This is a genomic window from Vibrio mexicanus (assembly GCF_001012815.1).
GTDB classification, from domain to species: Bacteria; Pseudomonadota; Gammaproteobacteria; order Enterobacterales; family Vibrionaceae; genus Vibrio; species Vibrio mexicanus.
On sequence record NZ_JYJP01000029.1, the window covers coordinates 106,138 to 121,996 of the forward strand.

Consider the following 15,859-nt stretch of genomic DNA (forward strand, 5'->3'; position numbering starts at 1 on the left):
TCTTATCAAAACATCATAATTGAGAGCGGCTTACAGCCGCTCTTTTCGTTCCACGTCACAGAAACAAATTAACCCTAACAAAATTGCGACTATGGTCTAATCGCGAACGCTTCAGGGCCTTTCCAATCGGTGCTAATCTTAAAGAAAAGCCAATGGAAGGTTGTTTATGAAATTTCCGTATCGAAACATTGTTGTACTTACGGGCGCGGGTATATCCGCGGAGTCAGGTATTCAAACATTCAGAGCTCAGGATGGGCTTTGGGAGAATCATCGTATTGAAGATGTAGCAACTCCAGAAGGTTTTGCAAAAGATCCTGATTTGGTTCAGTCGTTCTACAACATGCGCAGAGAAAAACTGCAATCTCCGAATATCAAACCTAATGCAGCTCATATCGCTCTTGGTGAGCTAGAAAAGTACCTCGACGGAAAGGTCACGATCATCACTCAAAATATCGATAACCTACACGAACGTGGCGGAAGCCAAAACGTCATTCACATGCATGGCGAGCTACTGAAAGCGCGCTGTAGCGAGTCCAATCAGGTGATCGAACAAAAAGGTGACATCGTCACAGGGGAGATGTGTCATTGTTGCCAGATCCCATCTCAAATGCGACCTCACATTGTTTGGTTTGGCGAAATGCCATTAAGAATGGGGGATATCTACGCCGCTCTAGAAGAAGCCGATCTGTTTATCTCAATTGGCACATCAGGCGTGGTATACCCAGCTGCAGGCTTTGTTCATGACGCGAGAATGCACGGAGCACATACCATAGAGATAAACTTAGAACCAAGTGCCGTTGAAAGTGAGTTTGCGGAAAAACGCTACGGCAAAGCTAGCATCGAAGTGGCTAAGTTAGTGGACGAACTGCTATCACACCTGCCTGAAATCAAAAAGCAGGCATAGCGCCGGGGTCTAATTAAGACGTTTCCTCTTTGTGGCGCTGCTTCATTTTGTACATTTCTGCGTCGGTTGACTTTAACGCGTCGTCAAGCTGTGAACGACTTGTCGTCTGAATACCATAGCTATAGTTAATCGGTTCTCCGTGTAAAATTGAAGACAGCGCCTGCATGTAATCTTGACCGCGTCCTTCTTTCACTGTTACCACAAACTCATCACCGCCCACTCGAAAACACTGCTCATCCATTTCACAGGCTTGCTTTAAGGCTTGCGAGAAGCGTATGAGTACCAAATCTCCAACATCATGACCTTTAGTGTCATTGACTCGCTTCAGACCATCTAGGTCGAAATAGATTAAATCAAAATTCTCGAGAGTAATTCGTGACAGTCGCTTGCGATTGTATAGGCCAGTTAACTCATCAATACACGCGCTCTCCTTGGCTTTCTTGATTAAGTCCGTAATTCCAAACGCAATGAGCAAGTAGCAACCTGACGAAAGCCATCTTCAATCATGGTGTCGAACAGTTCGTAGGTATCGGCGATATCATCCAAGGTTTTGAGTTCGGTGATGATGTCATAAACGCTAGTAAAAATAAGAATAATGATGCCAATATGCAGTTTCTTGCTGCTCAAAATGACAGACTTTGCAATTACGTAAATGTAAACAACAACCGCAAGGGCGACACTTTCGAACACTACATCGTAAATAGAGTCAATTTTGGCGCTGTTGGTTAGAAACAACGAAAACAGGACTGCAAGAGAGAGCCCTAAGAGCGCGAGAAGCATTAAATTGTCTTTCCTCATTCACACATCCCTTGGCAATTGTTAATACTAATAATAGCGCAAAAATAAAGCGGCCTAAGCCGCTTTAACAAGAAATAACGTATTGTATTGAAACAAAATCCAAAGGGGATTAGACCACTTGAATTAATTGCCGACTTTGAGTCTTTGGAAGTAGTCATCATAAAGCACACTTGCTTCACCGACTTCATCTTGCCAAGTACCGCTGTCCATCACTTCTTGTGGTGGGAAGATACTTGGATCATTGGCAAACTCTTCAGGCAGTAGAGGATAGGCAGACTTAACTGGAGTAGGGTATCCAATCTCAAGCGCAATCTTCGCAGCGTTCTCAGGGCGAAGAAGGAAGTCAATCATCTGATGCGCCGCCTCGATGTTTTTAGCGCCAGAAGGAATAGCTAGGCTGTCCATCCAAAAGATTGCGCCTTTCTCTGGCCATACGATGTCAATCGAAGCGCCTTCTTGGCGTGCCATGTAAGCAGAGCCATTCCAAAGCATACCAAGCGACACTTCACCGGCTAAATATGGGTTAGCTGGGAAGTCAGAATTGAATACCAATACGTTTGGCATCAGCTTACGTAGCTCTTGGTAAGCCTCTTCAATTTCCGCAGGGTTAGTTGTGTTAGGCGAGTAACCCAGTTTAGTCAGAGCAATATGAAAGACTTCACGTGAGTCGTCCATCAGCATTAACTGGCCTTCCCATTTTGAGTCCCAGAAATCGTCCCAGCTTACTGCTGAATCCTTATCTAGCATATCGGTATTGATACCAATACCCGTTGCACCCCAAATGTATGGGATAGAGTAGGTGTTACTAGGGTCGAATGGCTTATCCAGATAGTTTGGATCTAAATCAGCAAAGTGCGTTAGCTTTTCTTTATCGATTGGCTGAAGCATTTCTTCTTTACGCATTTTCGACACAAAGTAAGTCGAAGGTACAACAAGGTCATAGCCTGAGCCTTGTGTTTTCAACTTAGCGTACATACTTTCGTTAGACTCGTAAGTTGAATAGATCACTTTAATACCAGTCTCCTTGGTGAAGTCTTCTAAAACTTCATTTGGAATGTATTCAGACCAGTTGTAAAAGTAGAGCTCTTTGTCGGCAGCAAAAGTCGGGGAAGCGAAGATCGTTGCGGCTAAAACGCCCGCATACAGTTTAGTTTTCATCTCGTATCCGTTTAAATTATAAGTTCCTGATTGTTCGGATAGAAAGATAGCACAAACGAATAGATTTATTTAGATTTTTGCTAAATAGATCATAAACAAACACTGTATTAGCTATAGACTTTACTGATTTATCAGTAAGTATACGAAAAAGGCGACCTATTCGGTCACCTTTTGGTGGGTTATTGGCCCGCTTTTAGTTTCAAGAAGTACTCTTCGTACTGGAATGTACTGTTGCCAACTGCGTCTTGCCATTCGATACGGTCCAAATCTTCTTGGCTAGGGAACAATGGCTCGATGTCTTTGAATTTCGCGTTAGACGCTTCTACACCCGTTAAGTACCCTGCATTGCGAGAGATTTGCTCTGCGATATCTGGGCGAAGCAAAAAGTCGATCATCTTATGCGCCGCTTCTACATTCTGTGCACCAGAGGTGATCGCAAAGTTATCGACCCAACCAATACCGCCTTCTTTCGGGAATACCAGTTTGATAGGTAAACCTTCTGATAAAGCAGCTGCCGCAGAGCCATTCCAAATCATACCCAAGCCCACTTCTCCAGACATGTAAGGAGCGCCTGGATTGTCAGAGTTAAACAGTAATACGTTTGGCATCAGCTGTTTTAGCTCTTCATAAGCGGCATCGATTTGTGCAGCATCCGTTGTGTTACCTGAGTAACCGAGCTTCTTCAATGCGATGTGGAACACTTCACGCGTGTCATCCATCAGCATTAGTTGACCTGCTAGCTCTGGCTTCCACAAATCCGCCCAGCTTTGAAATTCAGCTGGATCGTACATATCTGTGTTAACAGCTAAGCCTGTGATACCAATGACATGTGGAATAGAGTAGTCATTATTTGGATCGTAAGGCTTATTCAGATAGTTTTTGTCCAAGTTATCAAAGTTAGTCAACTTAGACTTATCAATCTTTTGCAACATACCTTCTTCGCGCATTTTAGCCACGAAGTAGGTTGACGGTACGACGAGATCGTAGCCTTTGTTGTGTGTTTTTAGCTTGGCATACAAGGTCTCATTAGACTCGTAAGTTGAGTAGATGACCTTAATGCCTGTTTCGTCAGTAAACTGCTCAAGAAGCTCGCTGTTGATGTACGGCCCCCAGTTCATGAATACCAATTCTTGATTATCTTTCGCACTTACTGCTGTTGAAAACAGAGATAAAGCGCATGCACTACCAGCTAATAAAGTAGCCCATTTTTTCATTGACGTTAGCTCCAAACTAAACGTGCCCTAAGGCAGAACAAAGAAAAACAGAATGGTAAAGACCATTCTGTTTCCATCGATTAATGCGTTGTGTCGTTATTTGACTTTTTCTCTTGCTAGCCATTGAGAGGTTAAAACTAGCACCAAAGAAACAACTAACATTATCGTTGCAAGAGCATTCACCTCAGGGGAAATGCCCACTTTAACCATCGAGTAGATCTTCAATGGTAAAATTTCATACGTAGGACCAGTCACAAATGAACTGATGATTACGTCATCCAGCGATAGGGTAAAGCTTAATAACCAACCCGCAGCGACCGCTGGTTTCGCTAGTGGTAGAATGATCTGTTTTAAGATCGTCCATTCACTAGCACCTAAATCTTTTGCTGCTTCCAACATTTTTACGTCGAAGCCATTGAGTCGGCTGTAAACCGTAACAACAACAAACGGCAAACAAAACGTAATGTGAGCAATCAACAAAGTAAAGAAACCAAGTTTGGCGCCCAACACTAGGAACAACGCGAGCAAAGAGATCGCCATAACAATATCAGGCGACATCATCACCACAAACAGCATGCCGTTAACGACACCTTTGCCTTTAAACTGATAGCGGAATAGGGCAACTGCGGTCAAACTACCAATAATCGTCGCCGCGGTTGCGGAAAATACCGCTACATTTAATGAGTGCCAAGCAGCTTGCATCAAGCTGTCGTTGTTCACTAATGTTTCGTACCACTTTGTTGTGAATCCACCCCATTTCATACCAAATTTGTTGGCGTTAAATGAGTTCACAATGAGCACGATAATTGGCAGATACAAGAACGCATACACCAATGTCATAAAGCTGAATCGAACACTACGTCCCATTACTCAAGCTCCACTTTTTTATTCAATAGCTTACCCGCTCGGTAGTAAGCATAAAGCATGATTGCCATTGCAACCGTCAATGCAATACTGGTCGCTGCACCAAATGGCCAATCCCTTGCGTTGAGCACTTGGCTCTTAATCACGTTACCAATCAATAGGTTCTTAGCACCGCCAAGAAGGTCTGAAATGTAGAACATTCCTAGTGCTGGTAATAGAACCAATAGGCAACCACCGATAATACCTGGCATGGTTAGTGGCAAAACAACCTTAATGAAGGTCTGCCATTTATTCGCACCTAAATCTTTTGCCGCTTCGATGTAAGTATCATCCAACTTCTCAATTGCTGAGTAGAGTGGAAGAATCATGAAAGGCAGCAAGATATAGACTAAGCCAATCATCACTGCGGTTTCTGTGTACATTAAACGCAGTGGTTTATCGATAATATCTAGCGCTAGCAAACCTTTGTTCAGAACACCTTGAGTGCCCAATACAATTTTCAAACCGTAAGTACGAATTAAAGAGTTCGTCCAAAACGGTACGATAACCAAGAACAGCATCACTGGTCGCCATTGCGCAGGCATCTTCGCCACAATGTAAGCAAACGGGTAACCAATTACTAAACAGATCAAGGTTGCCACGATTGCCATGTAGAAGGAGTGCCAGAGTACTTTCGCGTACAATGGATCCATCAATCGCGCATAGTTATCGAGTGTGAAGGTCATCTCAATAAGGTTGGCTTCATCTCGAGTCAGGAAGCTGGTTCCGATGATCATAATGTTCGGAAACAACACAAACAGTGTCAGCCACCCTACGATAAGCGCAATAATCGCGTTTTGCAGATTAATCTTGTTGCTCATCTTTCAATACCACTTCCCAGCTTTCTACCCAGGTAATTGCGACTTTTTGGCCTAGAGAGTGGTCCACATCTGGATCGTCTTCATTGAAGAACTCACTCACCATTACGCGCATGCCAGATTCAAGTTCGATGACAGAATCTAAAGTCATGCCTTTGTAGGTACGTTCAGTCACGTGGCCCACAATACCTTTTTGCTCGCTCTCTTTAATCTCTTCGATGCGTAAATCTTCAGGTCTCAACAACACTTGAAGTTTATCACCGGCTTCAACAGGTTGGTCGTAGTACACAACCGAATTGACACCTTCGATGGCGGCTTTTATGCGTTTCTCATCGATGCGTTCAACCACTTCTGCATTGAAGACGTTAATCTCACCAATGAAGCGAGCAACGAACAAGTTCTTCGGCTCTTCGTAGATTTCACGAGGTGAACCGTCTTGTTCAATCACGCCATCACGCATAACAATGATGCGGTCAGACATAGACAAAGCTTCTTCTTGGTCATGGGTAACGAAAATGAACGTGATACCCAATTGACGCTGAAGTTGCTTAAGCTCGATCTGCATTTGCTTACGAAGCTTATAGTCCAGTGCCGAAAGAGACTCGTCGAGTAACAATACCTTAGGCTTATTAACCACAGCACGAGCAATCGCGATACGCTGCTGCTGACCACCGGACAATTGGTGCGGTTTACGGTTTGCCATCTTTTCTAGACGAACCATGCGCAGTGCTTCCATCACACGAGGTTCAATCTCGCTCGAAGCGACCTTCTGCATACGCAAGCCAAATGCAACGTTATCGAACACCGTCATATGTGGGAATAGGGCGTAGCTTTGAAATACTGTGTTTACATGCCTTTGTTCAGCTGGAACTTGTGTAACGTTTTGCCTGTCTAGCGTGATTTCACCGCTATCTACTGACTCAAATCCCGCAATCATACGAAGCACTGTGGTTTTACCACAGCCTGACGGGCCTAAAATCGTGAGGAACTCACCGTGATTTACATCAAGATTAAAACCACCAATGATCTGTTTACCATCGAAACTTTTGTCGATGCCAGATAAACGGATAACTGGCTGATCTGCTGTTTGTTTAGCGTTCAACGTCTGTATTTCTCCACCTTGTATTTGGTTATTAAAATTTATGGTCAATAGCCGTCTCATCAGAGGCGCGAATCATAATCACCAAATTTGTGAATGCAAAGCGTTTTTTTAGTAAAAACCGAAAATTTTTTTAAGGTCAAAGTAAACATTATTTACCATACTAATTTAATGATGTTTACAGAGGCGTTAATTGATTAATTATCAGCCAATTAAGCAATAATGCAAGCGTATGGCAGTGATCAGATTTTAGTAATCGAGCGGTTGCAGTATAATGACGGCAATTTTGTTTCAATCACTTAGGTGCCTCTCGGTATACCCTGGAAGACATAATGAATAACGACATCGAAAAAGATTTCAACATCGGCGGAAATGTAGAGCGTGCGCTCTCGGGTGACTACGACCTAAAAGTCGCGGATGTACTGTCCGAAGCATGGACGAATACCATCAAGAATTTTATCTCTTTCTCTCCAGCTATTATCGCTTTACTGTTCATTCAACTTGCCATTTTTTACATCGCGTTAAAGCTACAACTTGGTGACCCTGCGGTCATTCTTGATGCCTTATCAAACCCAGAAGCGTTTAACCAAGGTATTATTCAGGCAATCTTTGTGGCCAACTTCAGTTATGAAGTGGTTAGCGCACCGATTTTTGCGGGTGTCAGTCTGATGGCGATGAGCCATGCAGCAGGCCTAACAACTAAATCGCGTCACATTGCTAAGGGGCTTCAATACACGGTACCAGTTATTATTGCGACGCTTTTCAGCCTGATCTTGCAAGGTATCGTTGGGGCTTTATTACCGCTTCTGTCTCTTTACCTGTCACTTGCCTTCAGTAACTCTATTTTGCTGATCTGTGAAAAACGCCTGTCGCCATTCCAATCACTACTTTTGTCTTTAAGAGCCGTAAACAAAAAGATTTTCGCGCTGGCCAGTATCTACCTTGTCGTCATGATGATGTTCGTTGCTGCAGCTATGTTATACGGCATCGGCTTGATCTTTGTTCTGCCATTCTTCTTCCATGTGAAAGGGGTGGTGTACCGAACTATGTTTGGCATCCGTTTGCAAATCGTGGCATCTGAATCTCCTCACTCAGACGATGATGACAATAACGACAGCAACAACAATGACCAACAAAACAAAGATCCAAAGGTTTTCGATGCATAAGTTCACTGGATTAACTGCTGCTGCGCTCTTTACTGGGTGCAGCCTTTTTGTTGTCTACGATTACGAAACAGAAACCAACCAACCGAAAGTTGTCGTAGAAGAGACCGAAAGCAAAAAGAAACCAAAGAAGAAAACTGCCCGTGATAAAGACGGCAGCATTGATTTCGCAGCCATCACCGATGTGAACGAAAAGAAACAAGCATTCTTTGACTACTTAAGGCCTGGTATCGAGCTAGAGAATAGCCGTATTACCAAAGAGCGACGCAGGCTCGAAACTATCGATGCTCATTTCGATGAAAACGACGTTACCAGTGAAGATTTGGCCTATGCGAAACGACTCGGTAAGCTTTATCGATTGCCGGTCCCTGATTCTGGTATCACGCAAGATTGGCTTACGAGTATGTTGCTAAGAGTCGATGTTCTACCCGAAGCGCTAGTCCTGACTCAAGCGGCCAACGAATCTGCTTGGGGAACATCTCGTTTTGCTACCGAAGCCAATAACTTTTTTGGCCAATGGTGTTATACAAAGGGATGTGGATTGGTTCCACTTCAACGAGTCGAAGGCATGACACATGAGGTAGCAAACTTTGATTCAGTACAACAGTCTATTCATGGCTACTTTATGAATGTGAACCGTAACAATGCCTATCGTGAGTTACGAGACATTCGATACAAGCTTCATATCGACGGTCAGGATTTGTTAAGTCACCAAACTGCCACAGAACTGACTCAAGGATTGCTTCGCTACTCTGAACGAGGCCAAGCCTATGTCGATGATTTGAAAGCGATGATTCGCCATAACCAAGGTTTTTGGCTCCAATAAACGAAACTATAACAATGAAAAAAATATCAAGCCTCATTTTAGCGGTAGCAGCGCTGACTCACTCTTCAGCTTTTGCTGAAGAGTACCGCTTTACCTACTCAAAACTTTATGCCCAAATGAAAGTCAATGCGGAAGAGGGCTACGACGATGTTAAAGTCGGCTTCTTTTTCCGAGATGCCAGTGACGGCTCATTGTGTCACATTGAAAAAACTTGGATGGAAAAAGAAGAGAAATACGAAGAGATTCAAGTGAGCCCAAGTAATGAAGTACTCGTTCCACTTGATAGCCATTTAAGACGCGCAAACCCTCTGGTTTATGTTCATACTCCAGCTGATAAACAGTGTGACTTTTCAACCGTTGTCCATACTCGTAAAGAGCTTTCGGGTAACGTAAGCTACGAAACCGTTGCTGCTATCATTCCGCAAATGCAATCCATGTTAGAAAGCCTTGGCGGTATGTTTGCTGGCTGGTTTACTCCAGAAATTACAGGACTCACTCTAGAGTTCGACCGCCAAGTAGAGGGCGTAATTGGTCTAGCAAACGGTGACCAAGTACAGATTAACCAAGGTAAAGCGATCATTACTTTAGAGCAGATTGGCACTGATGGCTGGATGAAGCTACCTGCACAAACCATTCGAGTGCTGCCGTACATTCCAGCTGGAAAATAGATTATCTCCAGACCAAAAAAGGCAGCCCGTTGGCTGCCTTTTTCATATCTATGCAATGAAACAAATCATCGATTACGAAAGATTCGTCACATCCAATTTTAACGATGGATCGAACTCTTGAACTGAGTCTTCATCCACAAAGTTTTGAGCAGGCATCTCTTCCTTATCAAACCCGATATCACCACCATTGATCACGCCAGAATCGCGGTCGATAGATTTGAAGTCGAACAGTTCAAAGTCAGCCAGATGGCTTGGCACGACATTTTGTACCGCGCGGAACATGGTCTCAATACGGCCAGGGAACTGTTTGTCCCAAGCGTTGAGCATCTGTTTTACATTCTGGCGCTGAAGGTTCGGCTGAGAACCACACAGGTTACATGGAATGATAGGATACTCGCGCATCTCAGAATACTTGATGATGTCTTTCTCACGGCAGTACGCCAGTGGACGAATAACCACATGCTCGCCGTTATCAGAAACCAGTTTAGGAGGCATGCCTTTAAGCTTACCGCCATAGAACATATTCAAGAATAGTGTCTCTAGAATATCGTCACGATGGTGGCCGAGCGCAATCTTGGTTGCACCCAGCTCTTTAGCCGTACGGTACAAGATACCACGACGTAGACGAGAGCACAGTGAGCACGTCGTCTTACCTTCAGGGATCTTATCCTGAACGATAGAGTAGGTATCTTCTTCAACGATCTTGTATTCAACGCCAAGGCTTTCTAGATATTCAGGAAGAATATGTTCTGGGAAGCCCGGTTGTTTTTGATCTAGGTTGACCGCAATCAGCTCAAAAGAGACTGGGGCGCTCTTTTGAAGGCTCATAAGAATATCTAACATGGTAAAGCTGTCTTTACCACCAGATAGGCAGACCATGATACGGTCACCGTCTTCGATCATGTTGTAATCGGCAATGGCTTGGCCGGTATTACGTCGAATACGCTTCTGTAGTTTATTGAAATTGTACTGTTGAGCCTTTGTGCGCTCTTGGGTCTGCTCAGTCATTTAAGATACGTCTTTTGCTGGTTCAAACTAAAATGAAGTGCGTATGATACGCAAATATCACGAAGATTCTAGCTATTCTGAGGCTATAAACAAAAAATCCCCACGAAACTTCGTGAGGATTTAGGTCATTTTCTAAATGCAGTGTCGTTAGATAGCGGTAGCAGGGTCGAGAGGACTCACGTAACCAGCAGGTTTTAAAGCAAGTACATCACAATCAATCTTATCAATCACATGTTCTGCAGTATTGCCAATGAAGACTGCAGAGAAACCGGTGCGTCCCGTAGTACCAAGTATGACCAAGGCAGAATTTAATTTCTTAGCAGCATCAGGGATAACATCTTCTGGGAGACCTTGTTCTACAACCGTAAACTCTTCATCGAAACCGTGTTTTTGTCTCAATGCTTTCATAGCGGTCAGGTGATGACCGCGCACTGCATCGGTATAAGTTGATGGGTCAAATTCGGGCAACTCAATCGTAATATTGGCTGGCGTGACCGGATAAGCATTGACTAAATATGGCTGCCCACCTAGGCGGTCTGTGAGGCTCTTGAGCTGATCGACCATTCTGTCGTTAAGATCGATATGAGTTTCGTTTTCAGAGCCAACATGAACAGACGCTAAAATACTAGCGTTCTCTGGCCATTGGGTATTTTTAACCAGAAGTACTGGAGCGGGGCACTTACGAAGTAGGTGCCAATCCGTCGGAGTAAAGATGACCGACTCTAGAACGTCATGCTTACGAGTGCCTTTAATCACTATGTCGTGCTCACCTGCATATACTTCAGCGATAATCGCTTCATAGGGCGATTGTGCCAAACCACTTTGACTTCAAAATCGAAAGAATCATCAATGTAGTCAGCCGCAATTTTTCTCATCCACTGTTCACGCTGATGTATAACGCCGCGCCGCATGGCATCGCGCTCGTCCATAGACAACATGGAGGTCATGTCATAGGAGAAATCATAGATTGAGAGGAAGAAGACAACGCGACTGCGTGACTGACTCTTGCTGGCGAGCTTAATGGCTCTAGCAAGTGCCGGTTGGTCATCATGGTTGATATCAGCAACAACTAATATCTTACTGTAAATACTCATATTAACCCCTGTGAAATGGAATTAGTCTCTACCTTTAATGTAGCGTAGTTCGGGGTAATATTTTAGAGAAAAGAGGGGAAATTAGGAAAAGTATGATGTAGCTCAGGAATGAGCTACATCATTGAAGTTACTTAAGATTCTTTTGACACACCAGCAAGATCCATCAGCGCATCGTGATCGATGATAGTAATGTACTTACCTTTAACGCTGAGAATTTCTGATTTTTGGAATCGACCTAACAGGCGGCTGATCGTTTCAACGGTCAAACCTAAGTAGTTACCAATATCACCACGAGTCATGGTCAAACGGAACTCGCGAGGGCTGAAACCACGTTGCGAGAAGCGCGTAGATAGGTTGAACAAGAATGCTGCTAGACGCTCTTCAGCGTTCTTCTTAGAAAGAAGCAGAATCATCTCTTGGTCGCCTTTGATTTCGTTACTCATCAAACGCATGATTTGCTGACGAAGCTTTGGCATTTTGCCAGACAGATCATCAAGAATTTCGTAAGGAATTTCACAAACCATTGAAGTTTCAAGAGCTTGGGCGAAACTAGGGTGTTCATCGCCAGTAATCGCATCAAAGCCAACTAAGTCGCCAGCTAAATGAAAGGCTGTAATTTGCTCATCACCTTGCTCTGTGATTGTGTAACTCTTAATCGTACCAGAGCGGATAGCGTACAATGACTTAAGCTCATCGCCCGCCTTAAATAGTTCTTGGCCTTTTTGAATTGGCTTTTTACGCTCGATGATTTGATCTAACTGATCAAGTTCAGAGTCATTTAAGGTAAACGGGATACAAAGCTGACTGATACTGCAATCCTGACAATGGATAGCGCAGCCGCCTGATTGAACGCGTTTTGTTGCAGGTTTTTCAGAAATCATAACAACCTTTCACTAATTGATATACATCAATATTTTAACACTCATTGGACATAAAGGGTAGTGTAAAAACTTCACATATATCAGTTCGCTACAAGTTTAATGACAAAAGTGATAGTGATTGATATATCGTATGTAGGCCATACAAAAGCAGCAAAGATGCCGCGATGTTCCGAAAAGTCGGAGATTGTTGCAAAGACTTCAAACTTTGAGAACCATAGCCCACTAATAGCATGGTGGGAAGTGTACCCAATCCAAATGCGAACATAATCAACGCACCATCAAGAGCACTACCTGACACTGCTGACCATGTTAACGTTGAATATACCAAACCACACGGTAACCATCCCCATATAAAGCCGAATGGCATAGCGTGAGTAGGGTGTCTCAAAGGCAAAAGCTTGCTAGCGAAGGGAGAGATGTACTTCCATAGGCCTTGCCCAAGCTTCTCCAACTTGAGTAATCCGAACCACCAGCGGCCGATGTAAAGTGCGAGCAGCACCATAAAGACGCCGGTGAATACACGAAGAAACCCAAGTAAGCTGTTGGCTGAAGAGAGGCTTGCTAGCGATGATAGAGCCCCACCCACTAAAGCACCAAACAGTGCATAGCTGATTAAACGGCCAAGGTTATAAAACAGTGGAATCCACTTTGAGGGTCTTGCCTGCCCAATACTGAGCATAGATGCGATGCCACCACACATACCCAAGCAATGACCCGCGCCTACAAATCCAATGGCGAACGCACCAATCCAATCAGGATTCACTTAGTGTCCTTTTTCTCGTCTTCGTCTTCAAATAAGATGTTGTGGCCTTGACGCTCCAGATCTTCGAACTGCTCACTTTTCACTGCCCACAAGAAAATACCTGTGGCAACACAAACTAAAACAATCGCGATAGGAATCAGTATGTAGAGGCTTTCCATCCTATTTCTTTCCTTTCTCTTTTTCTTTAAGAAGTCGTAGGGAGTTAGACACTACCACAACCGAGCTTGCTGACATACCTAATGCTGCAAAATAAGGCGCTACGAGACCAGCAACCGCTAGTGGCAAGATAAATAAATTATACCCCAAGGACCACGCTAAGTTCTCTCTAATGATCTTACGAGTTTGGATCGCCATTGCACGTGCTTCTAATAAGCGATTTAAGCGGTCACCCAGAAGCACCATATCAGCCGACGCCTTCGCCACATCGGTACCACCGCCCATCGCTACTGACAGGTGGGCACCAGCAAGGGTAGGCGCATCATTAATGCCATCACCCAACATCATCGTAACATCCGTTTCTGGTAACTGATTGAGATAGTCGAGTTTATCTTGCGGTTTCGCGCCTGCCACTACCTTTTCGATACCCATTGCTTTAGCTACTGGCTCAGCGTTTTCACTAGAGTCACCAGTAAGAAGCGTCACTTTAATACCGACGCTTTAAACGCCTCAATAAACTCTTGACTCTCTTTGCGGATAGGATCGTGATAGCTGAAAGTTGCAACAAGTTCATCATCAATCGATAGGTAAATACTGTTCGCTTTTACTCGCCTGTTGTTACTTCCAAGTACAAACGTGGCACTGCCAATTTTAAGTGTCTTACCCTGATAAATACCCACAACGCCTGAACCAATGATATTTTCTACGTCGGTAATCTCGTATTCACCAGTTTTAAATGTTCTAAAGGCTCGAGCGATAGGGTGATTGGCATGCGCTTCTAATTCAGCAGCAATCGCAAGGGCGCGTTCCTCGTTCCAGTCGCCTTGTAGAAAGTCACCATAAAGCGTCGTTTCATTTATCTCGATATCGCCATGGGTGAGCGTACCAGTTTTATCAACGACTAAATGATTCACTTTACACAGAGTTTCAAACACATGGTTTTTGCGAAGTAAAATACCTAAAGTACCCAAGCGAGATGTTGCACACGTAATAGCGGTAGCGTTGCCAAAGATAGGGCACATGGACAAGTGGCAACCAACACTGAAAGCATGATCCAAAATGCATCATCCGGGCGCGACTGGTGCCAGAAATACCAAGTACAAGCTGCGATAACTAAAATCGCACCCACAAAATAGCGTGCTACCACATCGGCAATCTCAGCAATCTTCGGCTTCGACATTTGCGCTTCATCTTGCAAACGTACAATACTGGAAATCACGGAATCTGCTTTGGTTGACGCGACTTCTAGACCAAACGACTCTTCACCATTCAAAGTACCCGCAAATACACGATCACCTTGCTTCTTAACTACTGGAAGGGACTCACCGGTTAACATGGATTCATCAACATGGACACGTCCAGACAGGATAAGACCATCAGCAGGAACGTGCTCACCCGGTAGGACTCGTATCTTGTCACCAACCTTAAGAGAGTTAACAGGAACCTGTTCACCGTCTAAATTGGTTGCAATGGACGGTACAAGCTTAAGCAGGTTACCGCTCGCAGCAGCGGCTTTACGCCTCGCGCGCATCTCTAAGAAACGACCAATCAATAAGAAGAAAGTGAACATCGAAATGGATTCGAAAAATACTTCACCTTTCTCTTGCACGGTCGCAACAACAGACGCGACGTAAGCAATAATAAGAGCGATGGATACCGGGACATCCATGCCAAGTGTTCGACCTTTGAGACTTCGCCAAGCGTTCACATAAAAAGGCAAAGCGGAATAAAGCAGAACTGGTGTGGCGAATATTAAACTCACCCAACGGAAAAAGTTTTTAAACTCTTCCTCTAGATCAGCAAACACTTCCAAGTACAAGGCAACGGCCAACATCATGACTTGCATTGTCGCAAGACCAGCCACACCAAGACGGTATAGATACTGCTTCATGGAAGCATGGTAGTTTGCTTCGTGTTGATCAGCTTCAAAGGGGGCGGCTTTATAACCAAGGCCGTGTATTTGACCGAGTAATTCACTCAATCGCGTTTTAGTTTTGTCCCAAACAAGAATAGCGCGATTGGTCGTTGTATTTACTCGTATTGAAACCACGCCATTGCTCGCCATCATATGCTTTTCTATCAACCAAGCACATGCGGCGCACGATACACCATCCAGTGACAGCGTCACTTCACTTTGATCTTCGCTATTTCTGACAAACTCAGTTTGAACTTGCTCGTTGTCATAATGGATGAGCGCTTGCAGTTGCTCTGGTACTAGCTCAACTTTTTCAGCTGGTGCTGTGCGATATTGGTAGTAGGAGACAAGGCCATTATCTACGATTGTCTGAGCGACGGTTTCACACCCTGGGCAGCACATAGTGCGCGTTTCGCCCAGGATGTCGACCTTGAAATCCGTGTTTACTGGTACATCTTCACCACAGTGATAACACGCTTTAGTCATAGTAA

General features: G+C 44.2%; 15 protein-coding genes and 2 pseudogenes. 4 read left to right on the forward strand and 13 right to left on the reverse strand.

Annotated elements, in window-relative coordinates; translation table 11 throughout:
• Positions 1–166: 166 nt before the first annotated feature.
• Positions 167–904 carry a Sir2 family NAD+-dependent deacetylase gene (gene cobB, locus UA76_RS06040; protein ID WP_047043993.1) on the forward strand — a complete coding sequence of 246 codons (738 nt, stop codon included), beginning with the start codon at positions 167–169 and terminating at the stop codon, positions 902–904.
• A 13-nt stretch (positions 905–917) separates the two neighbouring features.
• Here cobB and UA76_RS25405 read toward each other — a convergent pair whose 3' ends face one another.
• From UA76_RS25405 to potA, 7 genes are all read right to left on the reverse strand, one after another.
• A complete protein-coding gene (locus UA76_RS25405; protein ID WP_337588512.1) occupies positions 918–1,379 on the reverse strand; it encodes a GGDEF domain-containing protein in 462 nt (153 codons plus the stop codon).
• The gene (locus UA76_RS25410) at positions 1,349–1,702 is read right to left on the reverse strand and encodes a hypothetical protein (protein WP_337588513.1); all 354 of its coding nucleotides are present in this window, start codon (positions 1,700–1,702) and stop codon (positions 1,349–1,351) included. The genes UA76_RS25405 and UA76_RS25410 overlap by 31 nt, the downstream gene beginning before the upstream one ends.
• A gap of 123 nt (positions 1,703–1,825) precedes the next feature.
• Complete coding sequence (locus UA76_RS06050) at positions 1,826–2,860, reverse strand: extracellular solute-binding protein (protein WP_047043994.1); 1,035 nt, start codon at positions 2,858–2,860, stop codon at positions 1,826–1,828.
• A 179-nt stretch (positions 2,861–3,039) separates the two neighbouring features.
• Positions 3,040–4,074 (reverse strand): extracellular solute-binding protein, encoded by a 1,035-nt coding sequence (locus UA76_RS06055; protein WP_047043996.1) that lies wholly within the window; start codon positions 4,072–4,074, stop codon positions 3,040–3,042.
• Positions 4,075–4,170: 96 nt separating this feature from the next.
• Positions 4,171–4,941, reverse strand: coding sequence for a spermidine/putrescine ABC transporter permease PotC (potC, locus tag UA76_RS06060; protein WP_047043999.1), 771 nt, complete (start codon positions 4,939–4,941; stop codon positions 4,171–4,173).
• Positions 4,941–5,798, reverse strand: coding sequence for a spermidine/putrescine ABC transporter permease PotB (gene potB, locus UA76_RS06065; protein ID WP_047044001.1), 858 nt, complete (start codon positions 5,796–5,798; stop codon positions 4,941–4,943). The genes potC and potB overlap by 1 nt, the downstream gene beginning before the upstream one ends.
• Positions 5,782–6,957 carry a spermidine/putrescine ABC transporter ATP-binding protein PotA gene (gene potA / locus UA76_RS06070; RefSeq protein WP_047044002.1) on the reverse strand — a complete coding sequence of 392 codons (1,176 nt, stop codon included), beginning with the start codon at positions 6,955–6,957 and terminating at the stop codon, positions 5,782–5,784. The genes potB and potA overlap by 17 nt, the downstream gene beginning before the upstream one ends.
• Before the next feature lie 269 nt (positions 6,958–7,226).
• On the opposite strand from potA, the gene UA76_RS06075 reads away from it, so the two are divergent.
• The 3 genes from UA76_RS06075 to UA76_RS06085 are packed head-to-tail and all read left to right on the forward strand — an operon-like array spanning position 7,227 to position 9,551.
• Positions 7,227–8,060, forward strand: a complete 834-nt coding sequence (locus tag UA76_RS06075; RefSeq protein WP_047044004.1) for a hypothetical protein — start codon at positions 7,227–7,229, stop codon at positions 8,058–8,060.
• The gene (locus tag UA76_RS06080; RefSeq protein ID WP_047044006.1) at positions 8,053–8,883 is read left to right on the forward strand and encodes a glucosaminidase domain-containing protein; all 831 of its coding nucleotides are present in this window, start codon (positions 8,053–8,055) and stop codon (positions 8,881–8,883) included. Before UA76_RS06075 ends, UA76_RS06080 begins: the two co-directional genes overlap by 8 nt.
• A 14-nt stretch (positions 8,884–8,897) precedes the next feature.
• Entirely contained in the window at positions 8,898–9,551 is a 654-nt protein-coding gene (locus tag UA76_RS06085) for a DUF2987 domain-containing protein (RefSeq protein WP_047044008.1), read from the forward strand.
• Between the two features lie 72 nt (positions 9,552–9,623).
• Here UA76_RS06085 and ttcA read toward each other — a convergent pair whose 3' ends face one another.
• The 6 genes and pseudogenes from ttcA to UA76_RS06115 form a co-directional block, all read right to left on the reverse strand.
• Positions 9,624–10,559 (reverse strand): tRNA 2-thiocytidine(32) synthetase TtcA, encoded by a 936-nt coding sequence (ttcA, locus tag UA76_RS06090; protein WP_047044011.1) that lies wholly within the window; start codon positions 10,557–10,559, stop codon positions 9,624–9,626.
• Between the two features lie 147 nt (positions 10,560–10,706).
• Positions 10,707–11,653 (reverse strand): annotated as a pseudogene (uspE, locus tag UA76_RS06095) (universal stress protein UspE).
• Between the two features lie 131 nt (positions 11,654–11,784).
• Complete coding sequence (locus tag UA76_RS06100) at positions 11,785–12,534, reverse strand: FNR family transcription factor (protein WP_047044012.1); 750 nt, start codon at positions 12,532–12,534, stop codon at positions 11,785–11,787.
• Positions 12,535–12,622: 88 nt separating this feature from the next.
• Entirely contained in the window at positions 12,623–13,297 is a 675-nt protein-coding gene (locus UA76_RS06105; protein ID WP_047044014.1) for a sulfite exporter TauE/SafE family protein, read from the reverse strand.
• The gene (gene ccoS / locus UA76_RS06110) at positions 13,294–13,455 is read right to left on the reverse strand and encodes a cbb3-type cytochrome oxidase assembly protein CcoS (protein ID WP_047044016.1); all 162 of its coding nucleotides are present in this window, start codon (positions 13,453–13,455) and stop codon (positions 13,294–13,296) included. Before ccoS ends, UA76_RS06105 begins: the two co-directional genes overlap by 4 nt.
• A 1-nt stretch (position 13,456) precedes the next feature.
• A pseudogene (locus UA76_RS06115) lies at positions 13,457–15,854 on the reverse strand (heavy metal translocating P-type ATPase).
• Between the last annotated feature and the right edge of the window lie 5 nt (positions 15,855–15,859).

Excerpts from the sequence above, each read along its gene's own strand:
- potB (WP_047044001.1), bottom strand. The coding sequence starts at position 5,798 with ATGAGCAACAAGATTAATCTGCAAAACGCGATTATTGCGCTTATCGTA.
- UA76_RS06085 (WP_047044008.1), top strand. The coding sequence starts at position 8,898 with ATGAAAAAAATATCAAGCCTCATTTTAGCGGTAGCAGCGCTGACTCAC.
- ccoS (WP_047044016.1), bottom strand. The coding sequence starts at position 13,455 with ATGGAAAGCCTCTACATACTGATTCCTATCGCGATTGTTTTAGTTTGT.
- UA76_RS06100 (WP_047044012.1), bottom strand. The coding sequence starts at position 12,534 with ATGATTTCTGAAAAACCTGCAACAAAACGCGTTCAATCAGGCGGCTGC.
- UA76_RS06075 (WP_047044004.1), top strand. The coding sequence starts at position 7,227 with ATGAATAACGACATCGAAAAAGATTTCAACATCGGCGGAAATGTAGAG.
- UA76_RS06055 (WP_047043996.1), bottom strand. The coding sequence starts at position 4,074 with ATGAAAAAATGGGCTACTTTATTAGCTGGTAGTGCATGCGCTTTATCT.
- potA (WP_047044002.1), bottom strand. The coding sequence starts at position 6,957 with ATGAGACGGCTATTGACCATAAATTTTAATAACCAAATACAAGGTGGA.
- ttcA (WP_047044011.1), bottom strand. The coding sequence starts at position 10,559 with ATGACTGAGCAGACCCAAGAGCGCACAAAGGCTCAACAGTACAATTTC.
- UA76_RS06080 (WP_047044006.1), top strand. The coding sequence starts at position 8,053 with ATGCATAAGTTCACTGGATTAACTGCTGCTGCGCTCTTTACTGGGTGC.
- UA76_RS06050 (WP_047043994.1), bottom strand. The coding sequence starts at position 2,860 with ATGAAAACTAAACTGTATGCGGGCGTTTTAGCCGCAACGATCTTCGCT.
- UA76_RS25410 (WP_337588513.1), bottom strand. The coding sequence starts at position 1,702 with ATGAGGAAAGACAATTTAATGCTTCTCGCGCTCTTAGGGCTCTCTCTT.
- cobB (WP_047043993.1), top strand. The coding sequence starts at position 167 with ATGAAATTTCCGTATCGAAACATTGTTGTACTTACGGGCGCGGGTATA.
- potC (WP_047043999.1), bottom strand. The coding sequence starts at position 4,941 with ATGGGACGTAGTGTTCGATTCAGCTTTATGACATTGGTGTATGCGTTC.